At 47.2% G+C, this 20,774-nt stretch carries 18 protein-coding genes; 2 read left to right on the top strand and 16 right to left on the bottom strand.

Features of this window, described 5'->3' with window-relative positions; translation table 11 throughout:
* Positions 1 to 16: 16 nt before the first annotated feature.
* The 15 genes from NFI80_RS22265 to NFI80_RS22195 all read right to left on the bottom strand — a co-directional run bounded on the left by NFI80_RS22265 (position 17) and on the right by NFI80_RS22195 (position 16,656).
* Entirely contained in the window at positions 17 to 1,189 is a 1,173-nt protein-coding gene (locus NFI80_RS22265; RefSeq protein ID WP_235166388.1) for a glucuronyl esterase domain-containing protein, read from the bottom strand.
* A gap of 68 nt (positions 1,190 to 1,257) precedes the next feature.
* Positions 1,258 to 1,674, bottom strand: a complete 417-nt coding sequence (locus NFI80_RS22260) for a pyridoxamine 5'-phosphate oxidase family protein (protein WP_233797396.1) — start codon at positions 1,672 to 1,674, stop codon at positions 1,258 to 1,260.
* 65 nt (positions 1,675 to 1,739) lie between these two features.
* The gene (locus NFI80_RS22255) at positions 1,740 to 3,956 is read right to left on the bottom strand and encodes a TonB-dependent receptor family protein (protein ID WP_235166387.1); all 2,217 of its coding nucleotides are present in this window, start codon (positions 3,954 to 3,956) and stop codon (positions 1,740 to 1,742) included.
* 22 nt (positions 3,957 to 3,978) lie between these two features.
* Positions 3,979 to 5,121 (bottom strand): DUF3179 domain-containing (seleno)protein, encoded by a 1,143-nt coding sequence (locus NFI80_RS22250; protein WP_235166386.1) that lies wholly within the window; start codon positions 5,119 to 5,121, stop codon positions 3,979 to 3,981.
* Positions 5,122 to 5,235: 114 nt separating this feature from the next.
* Entirely contained in the window at positions 5,236 to 6,453 is a 1,218-nt protein-coding gene (locus NFI80_RS22245; RefSeq protein WP_235166385.1) for an MFS transporter, read from the bottom strand.
* Between the two features lie 17 nt (positions 6,454 to 6,470).
* Positions 6,471 to 9,242 (bottom strand): TonB-dependent receptor, encoded by a 2,772-nt coding sequence (locus NFI80_RS22240; protein WP_235166384.1) that lies wholly within the window; start codon positions 9,240 to 9,242, stop codon positions 6,471 to 6,473.
* A gap of 13 nt (positions 9,243 to 9,255) precedes the next feature.
* Positions 9,256 to 9,828 carry a carboxymuconolactone decarboxylase family protein gene (locus NFI80_RS22235; protein ID WP_235166383.1) on the bottom strand — a complete coding sequence of 191 codons (573 nt, stop codon included), beginning with the start codon at positions 9,826 to 9,828 and terminating at the stop codon, positions 9,256 to 9,258.
* A 29-nt stretch (positions 9,829 to 9,857) separates the two neighbouring features.
* Positions 9,858 to 10,415, bottom strand: a complete 558-nt coding sequence (locus tag NFI80_RS22230) for a carboxymuconolactone decarboxylase family protein (protein WP_235166382.1) — start codon at positions 10,413 to 10,415, stop codon at positions 9,858 to 9,860.
* 144 nt (positions 10,416 to 10,559) lie between these two features.
* Positions 10,560 to 11,114, bottom strand: a complete 555-nt coding sequence (locus NFI80_RS22225; protein WP_235166381.1) for a hypothetical protein — start codon at positions 11,112 to 11,114, stop codon at positions 10,560 to 10,562.
* Positions 11,115 to 11,188: 74 nt separating this feature from the next.
* Positions 11,189 to 11,935 carry an SDR family NAD(P)-dependent oxidoreductase gene (locus tag NFI80_RS22220; RefSeq protein ID WP_235166380.1) on the bottom strand — a complete coding sequence of 249 codons (747 nt, stop codon included), beginning with the start codon at positions 11,933 to 11,935 and terminating at the stop codon, positions 11,189 to 11,191.
* Positions 11,936 to 12,218: 283 nt separating this feature from the next.
* A complete protein-coding gene (locus NFI80_RS22215; protein WP_235160437.1) occupies positions 12,219 to 12,551 on the bottom strand; it encodes a hypothetical protein in 333 nt (110 codons plus the stop codon).
* Between the two features lie 138 nt (positions 12,552 to 12,689).
* The gene (locus tag NFI80_RS22210) at positions 12,690 to 13,862 is read right to left on the bottom strand and encodes a glutathionylspermidine synthase family protein (RefSeq protein ID WP_235166379.1); all 1,173 of its coding nucleotides are present in this window, start codon (positions 13,860 to 13,862) and stop codon (positions 12,690 to 12,692) included.
* Positions 13,863 to 13,873: 11 nt separating this feature from the next.
* Entirely contained in the window at positions 13,874 to 14,485 is a 612-nt protein-coding gene (locus tag NFI80_RS22205; RefSeq protein WP_233797407.1) for a Cj0371 family chemotaxis-regulating polar lipoprotein, read from the bottom strand.
* A 52-nt stretch (positions 14,486 to 14,537) separates the two neighbouring features.
* On the bottom strand, positions 14,538 to 15,824 hold the full coding sequence (locus NFI80_RS22200; RefSeq protein ID WP_235166378.1) for an aminotransferase class V-fold PLP-dependent enzyme: 1,287 nt from the start codon (positions 15,822 to 15,824) through the stop codon (positions 14,538 to 14,540).
* Between the two features lie 67 nt (positions 15,825 to 15,891).
* Positions 15,892 to 16,656, bottom strand: a complete 765-nt coding sequence (locus tag NFI80_RS22195) for a M23 family metallopeptidase (RefSeq protein WP_235166377.1) — start codon at positions 16,654 to 16,656, stop codon at positions 15,892 to 15,894.
* Between the two features lie 161 nt (positions 16,657 to 16,817).
* Here NFI80_RS22195 and NFI80_RS22190 point away from each other — a divergent pair, with 161 nt between their 5' ends.
* Complete coding sequence (locus NFI80_RS22190; protein ID WP_235166376.1) at positions 16,818 to 17,789, top strand: aldo/keto reductase; 972 nt, start codon at positions 16,818 to 16,820, stop codon at positions 17,787 to 17,789.
* Positions 17,790 to 17,829: 40 nt separating this feature from the next.
* On the opposite strand, the gene NFI80_RS22185 is transcribed toward NFI80_RS22190, so the two are convergent.
* Positions 17,830 to 18,240: a DoxX family protein gene (locus tag NFI80_RS22185; RefSeq protein WP_233797411.1), complete on the bottom strand. Its 411-nt coding sequence runs from the start codon at positions 18,238 to 18,240 to the stop codon at positions 17,830 to 17,832.
* A gap of 194 nt (positions 18,241 to 18,434) precedes the next feature.
* Here NFI80_RS22185 and NFI80_RS22180 point away from each other — a divergent pair, with 194 nt between their 5' ends.
* Positions 18,435 to 20,696, top strand: a complete 2,262-nt coding sequence (locus NFI80_RS22180; protein WP_235166375.1) for a TonB-dependent receptor — start codon at positions 18,435 to 18,437, stop codon at positions 20,694 to 20,696.
* The last annotated feature ends 78 nt before the right edge of the window (positions 20,697 to 20,774 follow it).

Here is a 20,774-nt window from a genome sequence, read left to right as displayed (position 1 = left end):
TAAAAATCTTATGCCTTTACGGGCGGGATTTCATAAGCCGGATGAAATTACCCCAGTCGTAAGCGGTCATATCGTGCTCGCCTTCGCGGTTATGATAAGCCAGCGGTGGCTGTGAAAGAGGCACATTAATAGCGGGAGGGTTTACCGGCAACTTAGACCTGCGGCCATAAAGCGCATATGTTTTTTCCGCATTTTTCAGCGCGAGGAATGTGCCCGTCGGATCGGCCCAAAGGTCCTTGGAGGCATTTGTGGCATATAAAGGCCTCGGAGCAATCAGTGCAATGAGCATATGCTGGTCTACGGGCAGGTCGTTTTCGTTGTTGTTAAACTTTTTGTAATTATTATTAAACCAATGCGGAAACGTGGTATTAATGCGGGCAATTCTCTCACCAAACTGCCGCCGGGCCAATGCCGCGCCTGTGTTTCCCGAACAATTTGTGACACAAACTGCAAACCGCCGGTCCTGCGCCGCTGCCCATAAGGAGGCTTTTCCACCCCGCGAATGCCCGACAACGGCTACATTTTTTGCATCAATATCTTTGTCATTTTCAAAATAATCCATCACCCGCGAAGCGCCCCAGGCCCATGCGCCAATGGCCCGCATGCCATTATCTGCTTCCAATTGTTCCGGATATAGCTGCAAAACGCCGTTCATAAATGTATCCTTATTGTCCGGTGCAAGGTCGCTCACATGGAAAGCGGCGATCGCATAACCGCTGTCAATCACCATTTCAGCGGGCCAGAACCCGCTTTTTACCTTCCTGGTCGGATCCGTGTTGTCCTTTCCACGGTTGTTGATCAAAACAAAGACCGGCGACGGCTTTGCAGCATTACCCGGGATAAACATAACCAAATGGATCTGAACCGATTTTTTGTTCCTGAAAACCTGTACAATCACTTCTTTCAGCCTGGCTTTGCCGTTCAAAGCAGCCTTATCCTCATTTTTCAATGTGTAACGAATGCTGTCATAGTCTTTCGGCATCTGCCCGTAAATGTTGTCTTCAAAAAGCCTGAGGATCTCAGGCCGCCGCACTTCTTCCCACATTTTCTTGCTTGTTACTTCTTTCCCAGCCGCCGTTTTCAACACCTCGGGAAGCGTGTAAGCCGGGACTTTGGCCTCGTCGTAATTCTGCGCCACAGAATTCGTGAGGCATGTAAGCAAGAGCAATGCAGTCAAAAGTTTTTTCATATCATATCAAAAAAGAGGATCACGCCGGTTATCGGCGTGATCCACAAATTAAAGCATTTATATAAAAATTATAACTTTACTTCTCCCTCTTCCTCACCCTGCCAGTATTTTATTCTTTTGGCTTTCACGGTAATCATTGCAATGCCGGGTGTATCCAGCCCCTCTTCAAACCACTGGTTCAACTCCTCTACCCAATGTTCTTCCATATCCTCACGCTCGCGGCTCACCTCCGCTTTTCCTGCAACCGAGATCCAAATGTCTTTTTGTCCCTGGAACGTAAGGTTCACTTTGCTGTCCAGCTCAATGTCACTGACCATCCGCGAGCCTTCCCATGTAAAAAAATAGGAATTACCGTCGTATTCCACTTCCCCGTTATTGCTCATCGGCCTCGAAGCCAGCATGCCATCGGTTGTGGTGGTGGTAAGCATACAAAGATCAATATCTTTCATTACTTCACTTACGTCTTTCAGCGTTTTATCTGCCATGATAGTTTGTCGTTTTTGTAATAGCAGATATTAAAATAATGCCAGGCAAAATTTTGCAAAAGAACCTAAATCTTCACCCCAAACGAAAGTCCAAAGCTGCGGCCATCGGAACTCCATATCCCTGCGCCGGGATACATGGTGGGCCTTTTGGTGAAATATTGCTTGTTGGTAACATTGTTTACGCCAGCCCGCAATGTGTAATTGCCGCCCAAATGCCATGTGGCATTGAGGTCGAGGAGCCCGTAGCCAGGGACTTTTCCGACTGTGCCGTTCGCAGAGGGCTCAATCGTGTTCAGCGGATTCGCAAAATTGGCGCTTACGTAGCTATACTGGCAGGTTACCGATAGTTTTTTATACAAAAGCTGCACACCGTTCCGGGAAATCCAGGTGGGCACGCCTTCTACTTTATTTCCGGCGACACTGGTGTTCTCGTTGTTTACAACTGCATTGCCTTTGATATACTTTGCATCAAAATAAGAGGTTGAAGTGAAAATAGAAAGCTCCGTGGGTGTAGATGATGTATTGATGCGAAGCGGCACATATTCGATGTATGCTTCCACGCCCCTCGTGCGCGTATCGCCTGTAACGGTGCGCAGAATGTATGCGTTAGCACCCTCGCGCATGGAAACGGTTCCCATCCTGTTGTTGATCAAAACCTGGAAAACGCCAATGTCATAGCGCAGGTTTTTGGTGCTTCCGTTAATGCCCGCTTCAACATTATGACCATAAGCGTCTTTCAGATTTTTATCCACTTTTTCCAAAATAGATCCAGGGATAATGTCCTTAAAAACCACCGGCCGGTAAGCCTGCGAAATGCCTGCATAAATGCGGTTCTGCGCATCGAGCCTGTATTGCGAACTGATCCCAAACAGTGGAAAACGATGTTTAATTTTGTTAGGAAGGTCTCCCGGATCGTAATAACTGATATTTCCGGTCATATCCGTCGCGCCGTTTTCGTAGCGGAAGCCCGGCGAAACGGTCCATTGCGGCGTCAGGTAAATCATGTTTTCCAAAAAGACAGCCACATTATTGGTCTTCATATAAAGGTCCCTGCCAAAAACCGGGTCGGTTAATGTCAAGTTAAAATCACTGCCCGTTGTGCCTTTGCCAAGTTGCCTTCTGCGCAGGTTGTTGTGCATGAGCTGCACACCGCCCGAAAGCACATTTTTGAAACCGGCCACATTGTAATGATGCAGCATCCGCAGCTCGGAAGTGAAGCTTTTGAAATTATCAATGTCCACCTGCCGCGCTTTGTAAGATTTCGTAGCCGCATTGATCGTGTCGGGAACATTGGCGAATGCATCAAACATCACACTATTACGCGCTCCATAAACACCGGAATTGGTCAATTTCATCTGCGTCGCCGGGCTGATCTGCCAGTCCAGGACAATGGAGGGAATGTAAATGTCGGGGTTAAAATAATTTCTCGAACGCGTCGATTGCCGCGGATCGGCAGCGAACATGGCGTCGGTGAGCGGGCCGGGGATTTGGTAAACATAAGAAGAGCGTCCCAGTTCTGCCTTGATGCGCAAAGATTGATTAAATTCATAAGCAAGACTTATAAACTGCGATTCCGCATCTGATTTAGCATTTTTTCTATATCCTTTGGAATGTCGTTTCTGGTAATAAGCCGAGTAAACCAACTTACCGACCTTACCGCCGATGGCATTATACGAGCTGAAAAGCCCGAACGAACCTACCGAGTTAATGCTTTCGAAAGAAAATGCTCGGGTCGTATCCGGCCCTTTGGTCACATAATTGATCATCCCACCGAACTGCGCACCATATTGCAGCGACCCGGTGCCCCTTACCAGCTCAATGCGCTCAATGGATTCCATAGCCGGGCTGTAATGGCTGGCAGGATAACCGTACATATCTGAGTTGGTAATGACGCCGTTTTGGCGAATGTTGTATTCCCACGATCGGTGCGGATCGAGGCCGCGTGTGGAAATATTGATCTGGTTGCCGCTGCCGTCCATGTCATAGACAAACACACCGGGGATTCTGGCGAAAATTTGCCTGCCCGTTTTCTCAGCGATATTGCCATTCACCCCGCCCAACTGGATCACTTCACTCTTTTTCCCCGCATGAATGTAAGTGTTCTGCACGTCAGGCAGGCGCTCGGTATGGATGATATTTTTTCGTTCTTCAATGGTAACCTCTTTCAGGTCCAGGACTTTGTCGGCATCCTGTTTTTCGTTTTGCTTTTCCTGCGCAAATGCGGCTCCTTTAAAAATTCCCGACAGCACAACCAGCGTAATCAGCGTAGATTTAATGTTCATTATTTAAATATTAATTAAAAATTCAATACTGCTGTGTATCAGGGTGAAAGGTGCGCCAGCTATGCCAGAATTCCTGGTAAGCATTGATCCGTTTCAAGTCCTCACCTTCTCCTGAAACGCGTTTTCCCAACAGGTTGTAAGCATTATTCTGAGCGTACAAAGTGTCATTTCTAATCTCGAATTCCTGTCCCAATTCCTTTTCAAAAGCGAAAAAGCTTTTGTTATCCTCCGCAATCACAACCGCCACAGGCGTAACTCCCACACGGTCGTTGATGACCCGGTGTTTTAACAATTTATGCCAGTCGTAAGCTTTGCTGTTCTTGCCCGCCTGCACGCCTACTACCCACGACTTATCCTTCCAGGCCGTTGTATCCGTTTTGGTCAGCGCCGATCTTCCCTTCCCAGATTCGTAACGGCTCATGGAATCGTATTTGGCCTGGTAAGCTGGGTCGGGCTGCATGATCTGGCTGTTGGGATGCATTTTGAGCCATTGCGAAACGGTTGTTTGCGTGGTAGGAAGTTCGGGCAGCATCTGGCCTTTCAGTGGTCCGGCAATGGCTTCACCGTTTGCCTGCCGCCACCAGCTTCCCGTGCGCTCGTCCTCAAACATAGCATTGAAATGATCCATTCCTACCAGCCTGAACGCATCCGGCTTGCCTTCTATAATAGGCTCGAAAACCCTTCCTGTGCGGCAAACCGTGCAATAGGTGACAATCACAGGTTTTCCGCCCAGCACGTCCCGCACCTGATGATGGTAACCGATGAATTGAATGGGATATGCCTTGGCCTCGCCATTAATTTCCACGCCGATAACGAGGCGGTCGTCCTGCACCTTGTTCTGGAAAGCATTGTGTAAAATCACCTGCGAAGGCTGGTAGAACATGGTGTCGGCGGCCATTTCGTAGTTGGTGCCGTAAGTCACCGCGCCCGCCGCCATGAGCAGGATAACGGTGATCCATTTCCTTTTTCCCATTAATGCCGTGGTGCAGCCCGCAATGATCATCAGCCAGAACACGATCCGGAACGCCCAGCGCCAGGTGTGAAGAAAATAGGCGATGTCGATGCTGTTCATCTGCTGGCTTCCGGGCATAGGCATGATGAAATACACCTTTGCGATCTCATAGAGGATAATGCCGGTAATGCCCAGGTAGAGTAATTTTTTCATTGATATAAAATGCTGTTTATCAAAAGATTGAAACAAAAAAAAGAAAAAAAAAGAAACGGATTCGCCATATGGCAAATCCGTTTGCCTAATTATTAACCTATGATAATATTTTTATTACTTGCTTCTGGCAGTAACAAGGAACGCAACCAGGAAAGGGACCGTGAACACAAGCAATGCATTCCCGAAACCACCCAGGACCGCCACCAGCGAGCCGATAAAGAACACCGCCGTGGCCGTAAAAAACCGCCCTACATTAAAGCAAAAGCCCGTTGCAGTTCCCCGGATCGAAACCGGGAACAGCTCAGGAATATAACTTGACAACGCGCCCTGGCTGATCCCGAAACAGAAAGCCAGCACGGCCGTTTCTACATATATAATGTTTGAAAATGTGCTGTTGGTAAGGAACAAAATGCAGCACATGAGCAGGCAGGTGCCGAAAGTGAACATTAATGTGGCCTTTTTACCAAATTTATTGATCAGCATTCCGGAAAAAACACCACCTGTGATGCCGCCCGCACCCAGTAAAATCATCACCAGCCCCCGCTCCCTCTGGCCATCCTGACCAGCCGTGAGCAATGTCTGAACCCAAGTAGGCAGCCAGGAAAAGATCCCCCAAAGCCCGATGAGCACGGAACCGAAAATCAGTGAGCCCGAAAGCAGATTAGCCCGGTTATTTTTATTGAAAAGGCCTTCCGGTTGATCGACATGCGTCCGGGTTGAACGCCATTTATCTGATTCGGGGAGTAAAAAAAGAACGAGTACGGATACGACAACAGGGATAAAACCTATGCCAAAAGCGCTCCTCCAATCGGAAAAAATGAGATTGAGACTGCCCGTTGTCACAATGCCAACCGGGAAGAAAACGGCCAGGATCCCGAGCATGACTGCTCTGTTTTTATCCTGCCAGATCTCCGAAATATAAACTGTTGTGAGCAGCAAAACCCCGCCTATGCCCATGCCCGCAAAGAACCGCAAGGCCAGCAAACTATACCAATCCGGAACAATGGTAACGAGGCAAGTGGAAATTCCGTAAAGGCCGATGACCAATGTCAGTGATCTGACACGACCGATGCGGTCGCTCACGAAACCAAACAGCAGACCGCCAACCATCCAGCCATAAAGGAATATGGCATTCACATAAGCACCGATCTCACCCAGCTCGGCTTGCGAAACGGCCTGCCCTTTCAGCTCGGGAATCGCCACGGGCAGGTAAACCGACATTAATGTGGAAACTGTCCCGCTCAGCATGTAACTCACTCCGCACAAGCCAAATGCAAGCCATTTTGAGCCTGTTCCCTTTTCTTCTAGATTAGTCAATTCCAATGTTTCCATGTTCGTAGCAGCCGTTATTATCTGAAAAGCTGATCAAAATTGAGACTTACATAATACAGTCCGCCTACCGCCGGAGAGCCGTATGCTTGCACAATGTATTGGTTTGTCAGATTCGCCGCGCCCAGCTTCACGATCGTTTTCAGGCTCGGAATGCGATAGCTTATCTGCGCGTCCAGGAGGTTGTAGCTTTTCACTTTTCCAGGCGCGTTTTCTGTGAATGTGCCATACCAGTCGAAGCTGCTCTGCCAGTGCCACGCCACATTGAAGCCGATTTTCTCGGTCAGTTTTGAATTGCCCAAAATGAGGTTGGTTTTCCATTCAGGCGTGTTGAAAGCCGGAATGTTGTTTTGGTCCGCATCGCCAATGTTGAAATCGATCCAGGTTGTGTTTGCGCTGATCTTGTAGTTTTTGGGCAGTGAATAAGTCAACCCGGCACTTACGCCCTGGATGGAAACTTTGTCAGCCGCATTGGTGTAAAGTTGGAAAAGCTGTCGGTCCGCTCCGAGCAATTCGGCAGCAGCCGCAGGGTTCACCTTCCCATCCGGCAAAAGGATATCCGATTTCGCTCTCGCCACCACCGTATTGATCATAAAATCAGTGTACTGGCTGTAATAGTAATTGACGTCAAACAAAAGCTTTTTGGCAATAATCCCCTTATAACCAATCTCGTAGCTTTTCACTTTTTCGGACTTAATGTAAGGAACATTGGATTTCACCAGTTTGTCTTTGTTGTTGGCAATTGCCTGTGGAAATGGTGTTCCTTTCGCCATATCCGATCCGAATGCACTTGCAAATGCACCAAAAGAAGCGATGGTCACCGAGTTTTCATAAGCATTGAGCCCGGCAGAGTTCACCGGCGCACCACCCAGAATGATGATCGGGCCTACATTGAGCTTAATGTATTGATCGCCAATGGTAGGGTTGCGGAAGCCGGTTTGGTAAGAAACCCGGAAATGGTGGTTTTCATTTGGAGAAATCACCGCCGAAGCGCGCGGTGTAAAACGACCGTCGAAGTTTTCATTCTTGTCGTAACGGCCCGAAACGGTCAGCTTTAAAACATCTTTCCAGAACGACTTGGATGCTTGAGCAAAAACGCCGTATTCCTCATTGGTGAGGTTTTTGTCTTTATCATCAAACAGCGTCCCACCTGTATTCAGGTAATATTTGCGGTAATTGCCGCCTATCTGGAAGTTGATAAATTTCAATGCTGAACTAAAATCATACATGCCTTCCACATGACGCAGGCTGCATTCGCTGAGAATTCCGGCTCCGGACAGTCCGCGTGTCTGGATCAGACGGTCTTTGGCCGATTCATATTCACTGGATCCCGGCAGAATGCGGCCCTGATCCGCAAAAGTGCGGGCAAGTGAATGATCTTTGCTTCCTACCGAGGCAATGGCGCCATTGTAAGCAGCTGTATATCTTTCAAACCAGGTTGCATCCGCTTTGTCGGGCGAAACTGTATTTCCAGCCAGATCCTTCACCCAGGTCCTGTTGATGTGCTGACCCAGCGCGCGGGTGTTGTAAGAGTTTGTCGAGCGTTCCTGATTGGAGTAAGCGCGCACGTAAAAGTTGCTGCCTCTTAACTCTAACCGATGTTGAATGAATTTGAAATCATTGATCACGAAGCGGTTACTACCCGTATATTGAGCCGTTCCCTGATTAAAATTTCCCTGATAAATGGCTTCCAGCCTGTCAGTAATGCGGTAATGCAATGCGCCGAGCAGTTTCAGGCTGTAAACGCCGTAAGTCGCAAGATCTTTTTCTTCATAACCTGTGCGCGAAACGCGGCCGATGCTCGGAATGGTTTGTGCGACTTCGTCACCGTAAATGTTCAGTGCGTTTCTACCGGGATTAATCGGGCCTCGGTTTGCTGCTGGTGTGTTCGGGTCAATGTCGGTGTAATCATTTGCATACCAGTCGGTTCCTTTCAGGTAGGAAGCAGCAGCTTTGAAGGCAAACTTGTTGTTAAATGCTTTGGCATAACGAACGGCCAGGTCATACATGGGTTTCGCTCCCATGCCCGTTCCGTCGCCAATGTGGTTGACGCCGAATTTTGTCTGTGCGCTCAGTCCCTGATATTCATATGGATTTTTGGTGCGTGTATTGAGCATGCCGTTAAAAGCAATAGGGCCATACAACGCGGATGCCGCGCCTGGAATCAGCTCTGCGCTTTCCACATCGATGTCATGCGGGCCAAAAAGATTTCCCATCGCAAAACCAAGTCCGGAAGGCTGGTTATCAACGCCATCCACCAGTTGCAGGAAACGGCTGTTACCCGTTGAGTTGAATCCACGTGTATTAATCTGCTTGTAAGTAAGGCTGCTGGTAACCATATCCAGTGATTTCATATTGACCAGCCCGTCAAAATAATTGGCGGAAGGTGTTTGCTGCACCGCTCGGGAGTCCATTTTTTCAATGCTCACCGGCGAACGTAATATGCTCTCTTCCACCCGTGAGGCCGAAACCACAACCTGGTTAAGCTCTTCCGCAGCCGGAACAAGATTCACATTAATAGCCTGCGCAGAAGCAACTTCCACTTCCTGACGCGCATAACCGATCAGCGAAATCACCAGCGTGGCAGGCACATTGGTTTTTAATTCAAACAGGCCGTCACCGTTCGTGATAGCACCTGTATTTTTCCCCTTAACCGACACAGAAACGCCTGAAAGTGGCTTTTGGGTGCCGTTATCCGTAATGCGCCCCGAAAGCTGCGTGGATTGTGCCTTTGCATTTTGCATGAACAAAACGCAGAGGATTGAAAACATCAAAAGTAAAGTTCTTTTCATAGAGGAGTCAGATTTAAGAGGGTTGTTGTTGTTTCAAATGATCGTATCCATTGGCCAGCCGGTTATAGCCATGGTCGACCAGCCGCTGGCCGAGGCCTTGGTAAAAATCAGGATTGGATGGCGCTATTGTGGCCATTCCGTCTACATAGCGGTTGTACAGGCAAAACAAGGCGGCAATGAGCACGGTGTCGTGGATTTCGAGATCCGTAGCACTGTTGTCTTTCGCAGCTGCAATGGCTTCGGGCGTTACGGCCTTCCCGCTTATCTGCACTTGTCTGGCGATTTTTAATAGTGCTTTCATTTTGTCGCTTACCGGCGCAGCGTCAATGTCCTGCTTCATGATTTCGCAGGTTTCGGTGTTGCCGATCAGCAGATCAGCGGCGGCAGTGTGTGCAGCAGTGCAAAACTTGCATGCATTGTTGTGCGAGACGATGGTCGCGATCAGCTCCCTTTCTCCGGGTGTTAATGTGGATTCACCGCGCAAAAGGAATTGCGTTAGCGCACGGATCGGCGCGGCGGTTTCCTTATTGTATTCGAGCAGACCTGTTATTCCCGGCAAATGTTCCGGCAATGGTATATGTGGCATTGCTATTGAGTGAAAATGGTTTAGATAAATTATTCAGCTGTTTGCTCAACCGAAGGAATGTAACCCTTGAAGGCCATACGTTGTCCCATTGCGCGGTAATCTTCGTTTTCCCGAGGCGCCCATGTGCCCAATCCGTCTACGTAGCGGTTGAACATGCAGAATGACGCTGCGATCAAAACCGTGTCATGAATCTCGCGGTCAATGGCCCCTTCGGCTCTTGCCGCAGCAACGTCTTCTTCGGAAACTTCCTTACCGCTTTGCTGCACTTTGGCAGCGATTTGGAGTAGCGCGCGCAGTTTAGGCGTGACCGGAATTTCCTGAAAACCATTGCGGATATCTGCGATCTGGTCGAGATCACACGACAAATGCGCCATCGCAGCCGAGGCGTGCGACATGTGGCAGAACCGGCAGTCGTTCAGATGGGAAACGTAAGCGGCAATGAGTTCGCGTTCGCCGCTGGTAAGTGGGGATTCGCCCCGTAACAAGGTGTCTGCCAGCCAGCGAAGGGAAGAAGCCGTTTCGGGACGGAAATTAAACAGGCCAACGATCCCAGGAAGCGATTCGTCGGGCAATGTGATATGCGCCATTTTTAAGAAAATCTGTTGTTAGTAAAAGATTTCTTCTCCTGGTTCAATGGCCCAAAACAGCATATAGGCGCTGATTTCGGTTCAAAGCCGACATCTGCATTTCTGATGAAATGCGGTCAAAAAGGAGATAATGAAATGATATTACTAAGCCAGATCGGGTGGCGGCGAGGGAATTGTAAATTGTCTTTCTGAAAAATGAAGTTGCACCGAAGAAACGGCAACTTCGCGGGCGGGTGCCCATTCAAGCAAATAAAACACATGTTTCCTGTCTTGGGACATGTATTCTTTTACAAAATTTTTGAGGATGGTCGAATGTGAATCCTTCTGTGGATTAGATGCATTGCCTGTTACCTGATCATTGATTTTGGTAGCCAGGTCACTGAAACGCTCACGCGCTCCCTGGTCGTACTCGCAATGCACATACATGGTGTCATTGATCAGCTGTCGGCTTTTCATCTGATAATATTGCCCTTCATGCAAAATCTGGCCTTCCACTTGTTCCGGTGCGTCCCAATTGGTCTGGTAAGGAACAGCAACCGGCACTTTAATGACAATGTCCTGTGAATGATCCGACTGCTGAATCAGGTCTTTTCCACGCTCGCTAATGGTATGCGTTTCTTCCGACAGGTAAACTATCGAATAGCCTACCATGTTGTAAAGCAGCAACCCAAGAAGCAGTATGGATAAAATCCTGCGCAATGTTGTAATATTAAAATTCAGTGGGAATATGCAAATGTATAAAAAGCAATACGAATAGCAAAAAATACTGAAAATCAGTAAGTGGCCCTTCCTCCCGAGAGATCGAATGTAAAGCCGGTGGTGAAACTGTTTTCTGCTGAAACAATGAATGCAGCCATATTAGCGGCTTCTTCAAGCGTTCCGCAGCGGCGCATGGGAATTTTGTCGGTCATGTACTGCACTTGCGTGTCGGGCATAGCCTCCACGAGCGGCGTTCTTATTACTGCCGGGGCTAATGCATTGATGGTGACTCCGGTTTCCGCATATTCTTTCCCTTGCACTTTAGCCATGCCTATGACGGCTGCTTTGGAGGCCGAGTAAGCGAGCATCCCTGCATTTCCTTCTTTTCCCGCAATGGATGCAATGTGTAAAATGCGGCCATAACCGTTGGCGAGCATGTGGGGCAAAACGGCTTTTGAAGTATTAAAACTGCCCATGAAATTGATTTCAAAAACCTTTCTCATGTTCTCCGGATCCACCTCATGGCTTTTTATATTTGTGGCACCTGTAATGCCCGCGCAGTTGATCAGTATATCAATCTTGCCAAAGCGGGCAACAATCTGCTCCACACCTTTTTCAACCATTGCCGGATCGGTCACATCCACGCTCACAAATTCTTCCTTGTCTGGATTGCCAATAAATTCCTCCCGGAGGGCTTCTATATTCACATCAAAAAGACCAACATAGGCCCCTTCATTCAATAATTTGTGAGCGATTACAAGTCCAAGGCCCGAGGCGGCGCCTGTAATGATTGCGACTTGTGCATTAAAACCGGTTTGCATGATTTTTAATAACGTTAAGTAATGTCGTTGAGCTTATCTTAAAAGCAATTCTTATATGCTTTTTAACCTAAAATATTAACGTTACAGCACAATTAGAGAGAAAGGTTTTAAAAGTAGGAAATGTGGCGATTATCTTAAAACGGAACGACTTAACAATATAAAAGCGGACAAAATAACTTCATTTAAATGAAAGTTATCTGCCCGCTTTGTAAGTGAAAATCCGATGTGAAATTGATTTGCTTAAACTGTGTTGTTTTTACAAATCCGGCAATGCAATTGAGTTTTAAACTAATTCCCTTTCAAACTGTAAGCCTATCTGCGCCGCAGGGAAACTTAATACGGTATTAAATTCTGCAACTGCCTGATTGACTTGCCGCTGGGAGATCCCGCTATATTCTAAGACAAGTAATTTCGCTTGTTGCGACGACAATCTTTTGAGTTTCCAAAACTGCGGATGATTAATCCCGATCGGTGCACGGAAGTATTTTTCTTTCGGCTCCCTGATCAATATCTCATATTCTGTGCTGCGTTGCGGATTGTCGTGCAGAAAGTAGCCTTTTACTATGACCTTGACTTCCCGTCCACTTTTAAGTTTAAAAATTTTCTCGTGTATCATGACTGGTTTTGTTTAAGAATTATCGGAATGCGCTGATGCTGCTCTAACGATCTCACAAACTTTGTCAGACAAAACGATATTTACACACAATGATTATCAAACGGTCGATCCGTTTAGTCTGCGGTCATATTCAATGGTTTAGCTTACCAAATGGCCCACAAATTGTGCCTTGTTATCCAGGATCCTGCCGCCTCGTCGAAAGCCCAGCGCACAAGCTTCACCTGCATAAAAGACGCCGGCCTGATAAGAATTTCCAGCGCCATCGGTGGGAAAATCAAGATATTCCTGATAGATCTTTGGCTGGTCATCATACTCACCCTCAACCGTTTCCAGCACTTCTCCGCCTTTTTCCAAAATAGAAACATTAGCCCCTTCGCGGCCGAAGAGCACTTTACGCACCGACTTTTTATGAGGCAATGCATAGCGCTCGGTTTGGAGCAACAGCGGATGATATGGATAAAGGTCCCACAAGACTTTCAGTATATATTTTGACTGAAATAACAATGTATAGGCAGGATTGAGAATAACTGCTTTCCGGTTTTTGACAATTTCTGTCAGCATTCCGGCGAGTTCCGGCTCGTCATTTCCGATATATTCCCAGGGGACAAGCTTGAACCAGAAATCGAACCGCAGAAAATCGTTGGAATCAGGCACCATTTTAAAAATGCCTTCTCCATTCGAAAATTCAACTTCCTCGACATAAGCGAAATCCGTGTCAAATCCTGCTTCCCGCGCAGCCTCGGTCAGTAAGGCAACATTGGTGTCATCTTCGGGATAACCGCGCATTGTTGAAAACAAAATAGAAGCATCCAGGTCATTGTTAGCCTCTTTGAGATAGCGGAACTGATTAACCAACGTTTCGTAAAGGGTATTAAACTGCTGCGATTCATCAAGCCCGTTCATCCGCAGATGCGCCCATTGCACAACAGCGGTCTCGGGAATGCAGGTTGCGGTGTCCGCATTAAACTCGATCAGCTTGACTGGTTCACCATCGATTCCGCCAGCGAGGTCAAAGCGGCCGTAAAGATGGATGTGGCGGTCGTCCTGCCACGAAAGCTGGATAAGCTCTACCAGGTTTTCAGGAATGCCCATTTCTTTAAAAAGCTGGTTATCAATAGCATATTGCCCAGCCTCGATGAGCATTTCATATAACGTCCCCGCCGCTTCGTAATATTGGATTGCCTGCTCTTCGCTGACAACCACAACGTCACTGACCACATAAGGAGCCGTGTCGGCGCCAAGCATCCAGTCCCAGCCTACTTTTTGCAGCGCTTTTTCCGGATGATTGGCTAGCGATTTTAATTGAATCATGTTTTATAAATTTAACCTCCGCTTCTGCCTGCGGAACGTCCGAAGAAACCATTTCTGCCGCCCTTAGGACGGGACGTCACCATGCGCGTGCTGCGGGAAGCATTTGCTTGCTGAACAGCGCTTTGCGATTTGTTATAAACATTCGGATCGCTGTAAAAGCCTCTGGCCGCACTGCCGTTCCCACGATAATTGTTCATGTATGCATTGTTGGAGCTTCTGCCGAGCATATAACCCATTCCTCCGTATAACAGCATGGTAGACAAGCCACTATGGTGCCCCACAGATGATTGGTTATTGCGGATCTCGTCATCGATCAATGCCTTGGCGGCAGTTGTGCTGAGCGAGTCGGTGTGGCCGTCGAGGTAAGTGACAATGGCAACGGACTTGTCCGCATCTACGCTTTCTTCGTCGGTAATCTTAAATTCTCCGGGCTTAACCTCCTTAATGTGCGAGCGGATGCCTTTGGAATAGGTGGTTTCTTCGTAACTATAAGCTTCTTCATCTTCGCTGGAACCGCATCCCGTCATCCCGATTCCGGATGATAAAATGGTGATTGCCAAGGCGCTGCTAATGCTTATATCTTTGGCCCTTTTGAGGAAAGAGCCCTTTCGTAATTGGGTCATGTGATTGGGTTTTTAAGCTGATGATCTTAAAGATAACGCAAAAATCCTTTCATCAGGCTTTTTTAGCGATCTTTTCCAAAGCTCCCACAAGCTTGTCCAGGTCACTGATTTTGGTATAAACATGAGGCGTAACCCGCACACAATGAATGTTTTCCCAGTTGATTCCGACAGTGTGGATCTGGTAATCTTTCATGAGCTTGCTGTCCAGCTCTTCTGGTTTCATTCCATCAATGCTCACACCGGCAATGGCGCAGGAATATTCAGGTTTTAGTGATGTATGGATTTTCACACCGGGAATCTGCAGTGCTTTTTCAGCCCAGAATTTTTTCAAATAATGCACCCTTTCCTGCTTTCTTTTGGAACCGATGCCTTCCTGGAAATTGATGGCTTCACCAATGGCTTGCTCTATGCAAAAACTGCGTGTCCCCAATGTTTCAAATTTGCGGATGTCTTTGCTCTTAGGCTGGCTGTTGCATAACAATGGCCATATTTTTTCTATTTTATCCTTCTTTACCCACATCATACCGCTTCCCACCGGAGCGCTCAAAAACTTGTGCAAGCTCGTTCCGAAATAATCGCAATCCAGATCAGGGATTTTATAATCCAGCAAACCAAATGTATGCGCGCCGTCCACAACCACCTCGATGCCTTTGCTATGCGCCATATCACAAATCTTTTTCACCGGCATAATCTGCCCTACCCAGTTGATAATGTGGGTTACGTGAATGATCCTGGTCCTGGGTGTAACAGCGTCGGCAAAAGCTTTCACAATCTGCTCGTCATTTTCAATAGGGAAATCAAATGATAATTGTTTGTAAACCAGTCCATCGCGCATTTCCCTTTGTTTCCAGGCCTGGATCATGTTGGGATAATCCTGAATAGTGCCAATGATCTCGTCGCCTTTTTCGAGTGGTAGGCCAAAAATAATGGTGTTAAGTGCTTCCGTAGCATTCCGGTTAATGGCAATTTCCTCTGCATCGCAACCGGCCAGTTTGGCCAGATGCTGCCGAAGCGGCTCGCGGCCTTTATCCATAATCCGCCACATGTAGTAAGAAGGACCTTGCGCAGCAGCTTTGTTGTATTTTTCCAAAGCTTCCTGCACGGCAATGGGCGAAGGCGAGACGCCGCCGTTGTTGAGGATAATAATGTCGCTTTTACTCGCCGTGTAAGCATCCTGGATTACCGACCAGTAATCTTCATTGTCTGCACTGTTATCGTTCCAAAGCTTCTCGGCTTCACTAAAACTTTCTGCGTGCAATTCGTTATAAAGACTGTTCAGGCCGAAGGCACCAAGGCCGATGGCCGCGCTCTTTCGGAAAAAGGACCGGCGATTGTTCATAAAAAATGGTTTATAGGAATAGTAATCGAGTGAGCTACAATTTATTAATTAATAGCATCAATCCCAATCATTCCGTAACGTAACCATCCTTTACGGTTGACATCAGCAACCATTCATAAGTGTTCACAGGAAGCGGCATGGCGTATTCGTCCAGTTGCAGATACATCAGGTGCAGGTGCGTTGGCGAACGTTTTTGATAAGCATTATAGCCGGAGCGGCCCATTTCGGCAATTTTATCACCGGCATTCACCCATTGTCCGGGCTGGACTTCGATCATATTGTTGTGCGCGTAGTAGAAAAGGCCGTCCAGGCAGGGATCGTAAATCCAGATCCAGTTACCGCCCCGGAATTCACTGTTGTATTTCCAGCCTGTTTCCGTTGCCAGAACGATCCCGGAAGTAAATGCCATCACGTCAACGGGCTGCCAGGTTCTGTCATCCAGATTGTCCTGATCCTTATCCTTTACAAAAAGGTCGTGTGCAGGATGGCTTCCGCGCACATTGTTGTCGAAAAGGTCGAAACCTTCACCGCGGTAACCTCTTCCGCGGCCTCCTATGGATTCGCGGGGCGTATAGCCTTTAATCGGATAAGCAAAATAAGACGAGTCAATGACGCGGCAGGTGTCCCTTTTGAACTCACTTCTGATCTGCTGCATGATCGTGCGGAAAGCAAGCCGCCCGGAGTCGGGGGAAATTACATTGTCACGGATATCCAGCTGGAGCTGGTTGAATGTGGCGCAATATTCATTTAATTTTTCCGAAGGTTTATCCTCATTGACCCAGCCGCAAATGCTGAGGATCAGGACCATTCCGGCGATTCTTTTTATCGTCATCAACAATGCATTTACCATCAACCCTTTATCTCTCACCTATCCGTTTAATTGAAGAACGTTCTACGAGTTTTTCTGAACTTAATATCTTACAAATGTATTTCTAATACATTAAAAAGACACAATCCGAGGCTTTAATCCACGAACACTAAATTTACTTAACAATGCAAAACCGTCGTTTTGGGCGTAGTGGCTGGCAGATCAGCGAAATAGGTTACGGAATGTGGGGACTTGCAGGCTGGACGGGCTCCGACCGTAAGGAAACAGATGACTCTCTTAATCTGGCAGTTGAATCAGGCGTTAACTTCTTTGACACGGCCTGGGGTTATGGTGAAGGCCTCAGCGAGCGCATTCTCGGCGACCTGATCCGCCGTTACCCGGACCGCAAATTATATGCGGCCACCAAAATTCCACCTAAAAACCGCCAGTGGCCATCCAAAGCGGACTCTTCGTTACAGGAAGTTTTCCCTGCCCATTACATTATCGAATACACAGAGAAAAGCCTTAAAAACCTGGGCACGGAGCGCATTGACCTGCTTCAATTCCATGTTTGGGAAGACAGCTGGTCGCAGGAAGACGAGTGGAAAGAAGCGATTCAAAAATTGACGCAGGAAGGAAAAGTGGAACGTTGGGGCATCAGCGTTAACCGCTGGGAGCCGGATAATGTCTTAAAAACCCTTGAAACGGGATTAATAGACGCTGTTCAGGTGATATACAATATTTTTGACCAGGCGCCGGAGGACAACCTCTTTCCGCTTTGCAAAAAGCTCGATATCGGCGTCATTGCACGTGTTCCGTTTGATGAAGGAACATTAACAGGCACATTTACGAAAGAAACAACTTTCCCGGCCGACGACTGGCGGTCGACTTACTTTGTGCCGGAAAACCTGAATTCCAGTGTAGACCACGCTGAGGCGCTGAAAGCTGACATTCCGGAGGGAATGACAATGCCGGAGCTTGCATTGCGGTTCATATTGAACAATCCGGATGTGCATACCACCATCCCGGGCATGCGCAAACTGCCGCACGTAAGATCCAATGTTTCAGCCAGTGATGGTAAACTGCTGGATCCGAAGCTCGCAGAGAAACTGAAAGTACACCGCTGGGACCGCTCTCCAACCCAATGGTCGCAATAGCATTAAAAAGGCGTTTCCAATGTGGAAACGCCTTTTTTTATTATTTATAAAGACCGTTATCCACGGACATTTTGCCCGGGCCGGTCAGAAACAATGTGACATATACAATCAGGAACGTCAAAGCGTGTTCCTTGTCGGCCAGCGGATCAGGGCCGTGTACAATAAAGAAAACCACGGTCATGGTGATGATCAACGGAATGAGTGCCGCCCTGGTGAACAAACCAAGAATCACCAAAATGGAGCAAACAAACTCTGCGCCAATCGTCAGATAAAGTGATAACTCCTCTCCAATCCCGATCGGATCAGCAAATGAATGGTCACCTTTTAACAGGTTTTGCAGCTTTGCATAGCCATGCGTGAGCATGAGTAACGAAATTCCGACCCGTAAAATCAGCACGCCCCAGTCGGCGGACGCCGGAAGCTTGATTGGTTTCAAAAATTTTTTCAGCATAATCATTTTTATAGGTTATCCATAGCCGGTGAAAATCATTTCATCCGGTGTAATCTCCCTAACCCTAAAAAACGTGTAGTTAGTTTCAATAATTTTTTCAGGCGATCAAATTAATAGTTGTTGTTTATCAAGTTTAATTTTTAGATTTGTCTAAATTAATATTGAGGATTAGTTAAATATAAGATTAAGTATATATGAAGTTACTCATACTAATGCTGTTATATACACTCAGCCTGCCAGCACTGGCGCAACATTCGCTTTCCGGGAAAATAATCCTGGAAGAAGGAAATAGCCCGGCGTTTGGCGCATCGGTCTATATTAACGAATTAAAGATCGGAGCGACTGCTGATTCGCTGGGACATTATAAGATCTCGGGAATTCCAAATGGAAGTTATTCGCTACGGGTCAGCTTCATCTCTATGCCGAACACTACCGAAAAAAGCGTGCGGATTGAAAAGGACGTCGTGCGTGATTTCGTGCTAAAATCCGGTGCTAATGCTTTGGATGAAGTGGTGGTTACAGGCACGATGAAAGAGGTTTCAAAGCTGGACAGCCCAGTTCCCGTAGACATTATCACGGCTAAATTCATTTACAAAAACCCCGTTCCAAGCATTTTTGAAGGCCTTAGCTATGTTAATGGCGTGCGCCCGCAGCTTAATTGCAATGTATGCAGCACCGGCGACATCCATATCAACGGCCTCGAAGGACCGTACACCATGGTGCTTATCGACGGCATGCCCATGGTAAGCGGACTTTCCACTGTTTACGGCCTGTCAGGAATCCCAAACAGCCTGATTGACCGGGTCGAAATTGTAAAAGGCCCTGCTTCAACCCTTTACGGATCGGAAGCCGTGGGTGGATTGATCAACATTATCACAAAAAACCCTTCAAAAGCACCCATATTCTCCGCGGATGCATTCAGCACATCGTGGCTGGATTATAATATCGACCTTGGCGTGAAATTTACCGCAGGTTCCAAAGCAAGTTCGCTCCTTGGTGTGAGTTATTTTAATTACCAAAACCCGATTGACAACAATAAGGATGGTTTCACAGACCTGACATTGCAGAACCGCATTTCTGTCTTTAATAAATGGTCGTTTAACCGTAAAAATAATCGCCAGGCGAACATTGCGGCGCGTTACTATTATGAGGACCGCTGGGGTGGGCAAATGAACTGGAACAAAACATATCGCGGCGGAACGGAGGTTTACGGGGAAAGCATTTACACCAAACGCTTCGAAGTTTTAGGCAACTATCAGCTTCCTATGGCCGAAAAAGTGACATTGCAGTATTCTTTCAGCTCGCACAACCAGAACTCGACCTATGGCCATGTAATGTTCAATGCAGATCAGAAAATAGCATTTGCGCAGCTGTTATGGGATAAAGAAGTCGGCAGGCATAACCTGCTTTTCGGAACCCCATTCCGCTATACTTTTTACAATGACAACACCACCGCAACCCGCTTCCTCGACGGCAAAGACCATCCCGACAAAATTTTGCTACCTGGTATTTTTGTCCAGGATGAGATCAAAGCCGGGCCGCATTCCCTGCTGCTGGGCGCCCGGTATGACTATAACAGCCGCCACGGAAGCATTTTCACGCCCAGGCTTGCCTATAAATACAAGTTCAACCAAACGGATGTGGCCCGACTGAACATTGGCCGCGGCTTCCGCATTGTAAACCTCTTCACGGAGGACCACGCTGCGCTCACCGGTTCACGGCAAGTGATTGTGAAAGAAGCGCTTAATCCTGAGCAAAGCTGGAATGTGAATGTAAATTATGTGAAAAAGATTGTAACGGGAAGTTCTTTCATTGGCCTGGACGCCTCCGTTTTCTACACTCATTTTACAAACCGCATCCTGCCAGACTACGACACGAATCCAAATGAGATCATTTATGATAATCTGGATGGTTATGCTGTTTCAAAAGGCGTTAACCTGAATCTGGATTTCAACTTTCCTTTTCCTTTGAAGATCATTGCTGGGGCGACTTACATGGAAAATTTTCAGAAGGAAAACGGAGTCCGGTTCAGGCCTGTGCTGACAGAAAAATATACAGGTGTCTGGTCTGTTTCTTATGAGTTTCAAAAGTCGGGCATATCATTTGACTATACAGGCAATATTTACGGTCCTATGCGGCTGCCGGTGCTGAGTGAAGAAGATCCGCGCGCAAAGATTTCACCGGTTTGGTCATTACAAAATATACAGGTCACCAAGAAGTTTGACAATGGCCTTGAAATCTACGGCGGAGTAAAAAACCTGCTCAATTTCACTCCTCCCGCCAATTCCATTGCAAGATCGAATGATCCTTTTGACAAAAATGTAAAGTTTGATGACAGCGGCCAGGTGATCGCAACGCCTGACAATCCTTACCGGCTGACATTCGATCCATCTTATGTTTTTGCGCCTAATCAGGGCATCAGAGGCTTTCTCGGCATGCGCTATACATTGCGGTAAATATGGTTGAAATGGAAAATAAACACACGTATTACTACGTTTAATTATGATTATTCAAAGATGAAATTCCTTTATAAT

This window comes from Dyadobacter chenhuakuii, from assembly GCF_023821985.2.
Lineage (GTDB): Bacteria > Bacteroidota > Bacteroidia > Cytophagales > Spirosomataceae > Dyadobacter > Dyadobacter chenhuakuii.
Note: the sequence above shows the minus strand (reverse complement) of the source record. Positions and strands in the feature narration are given on the sequence as shown.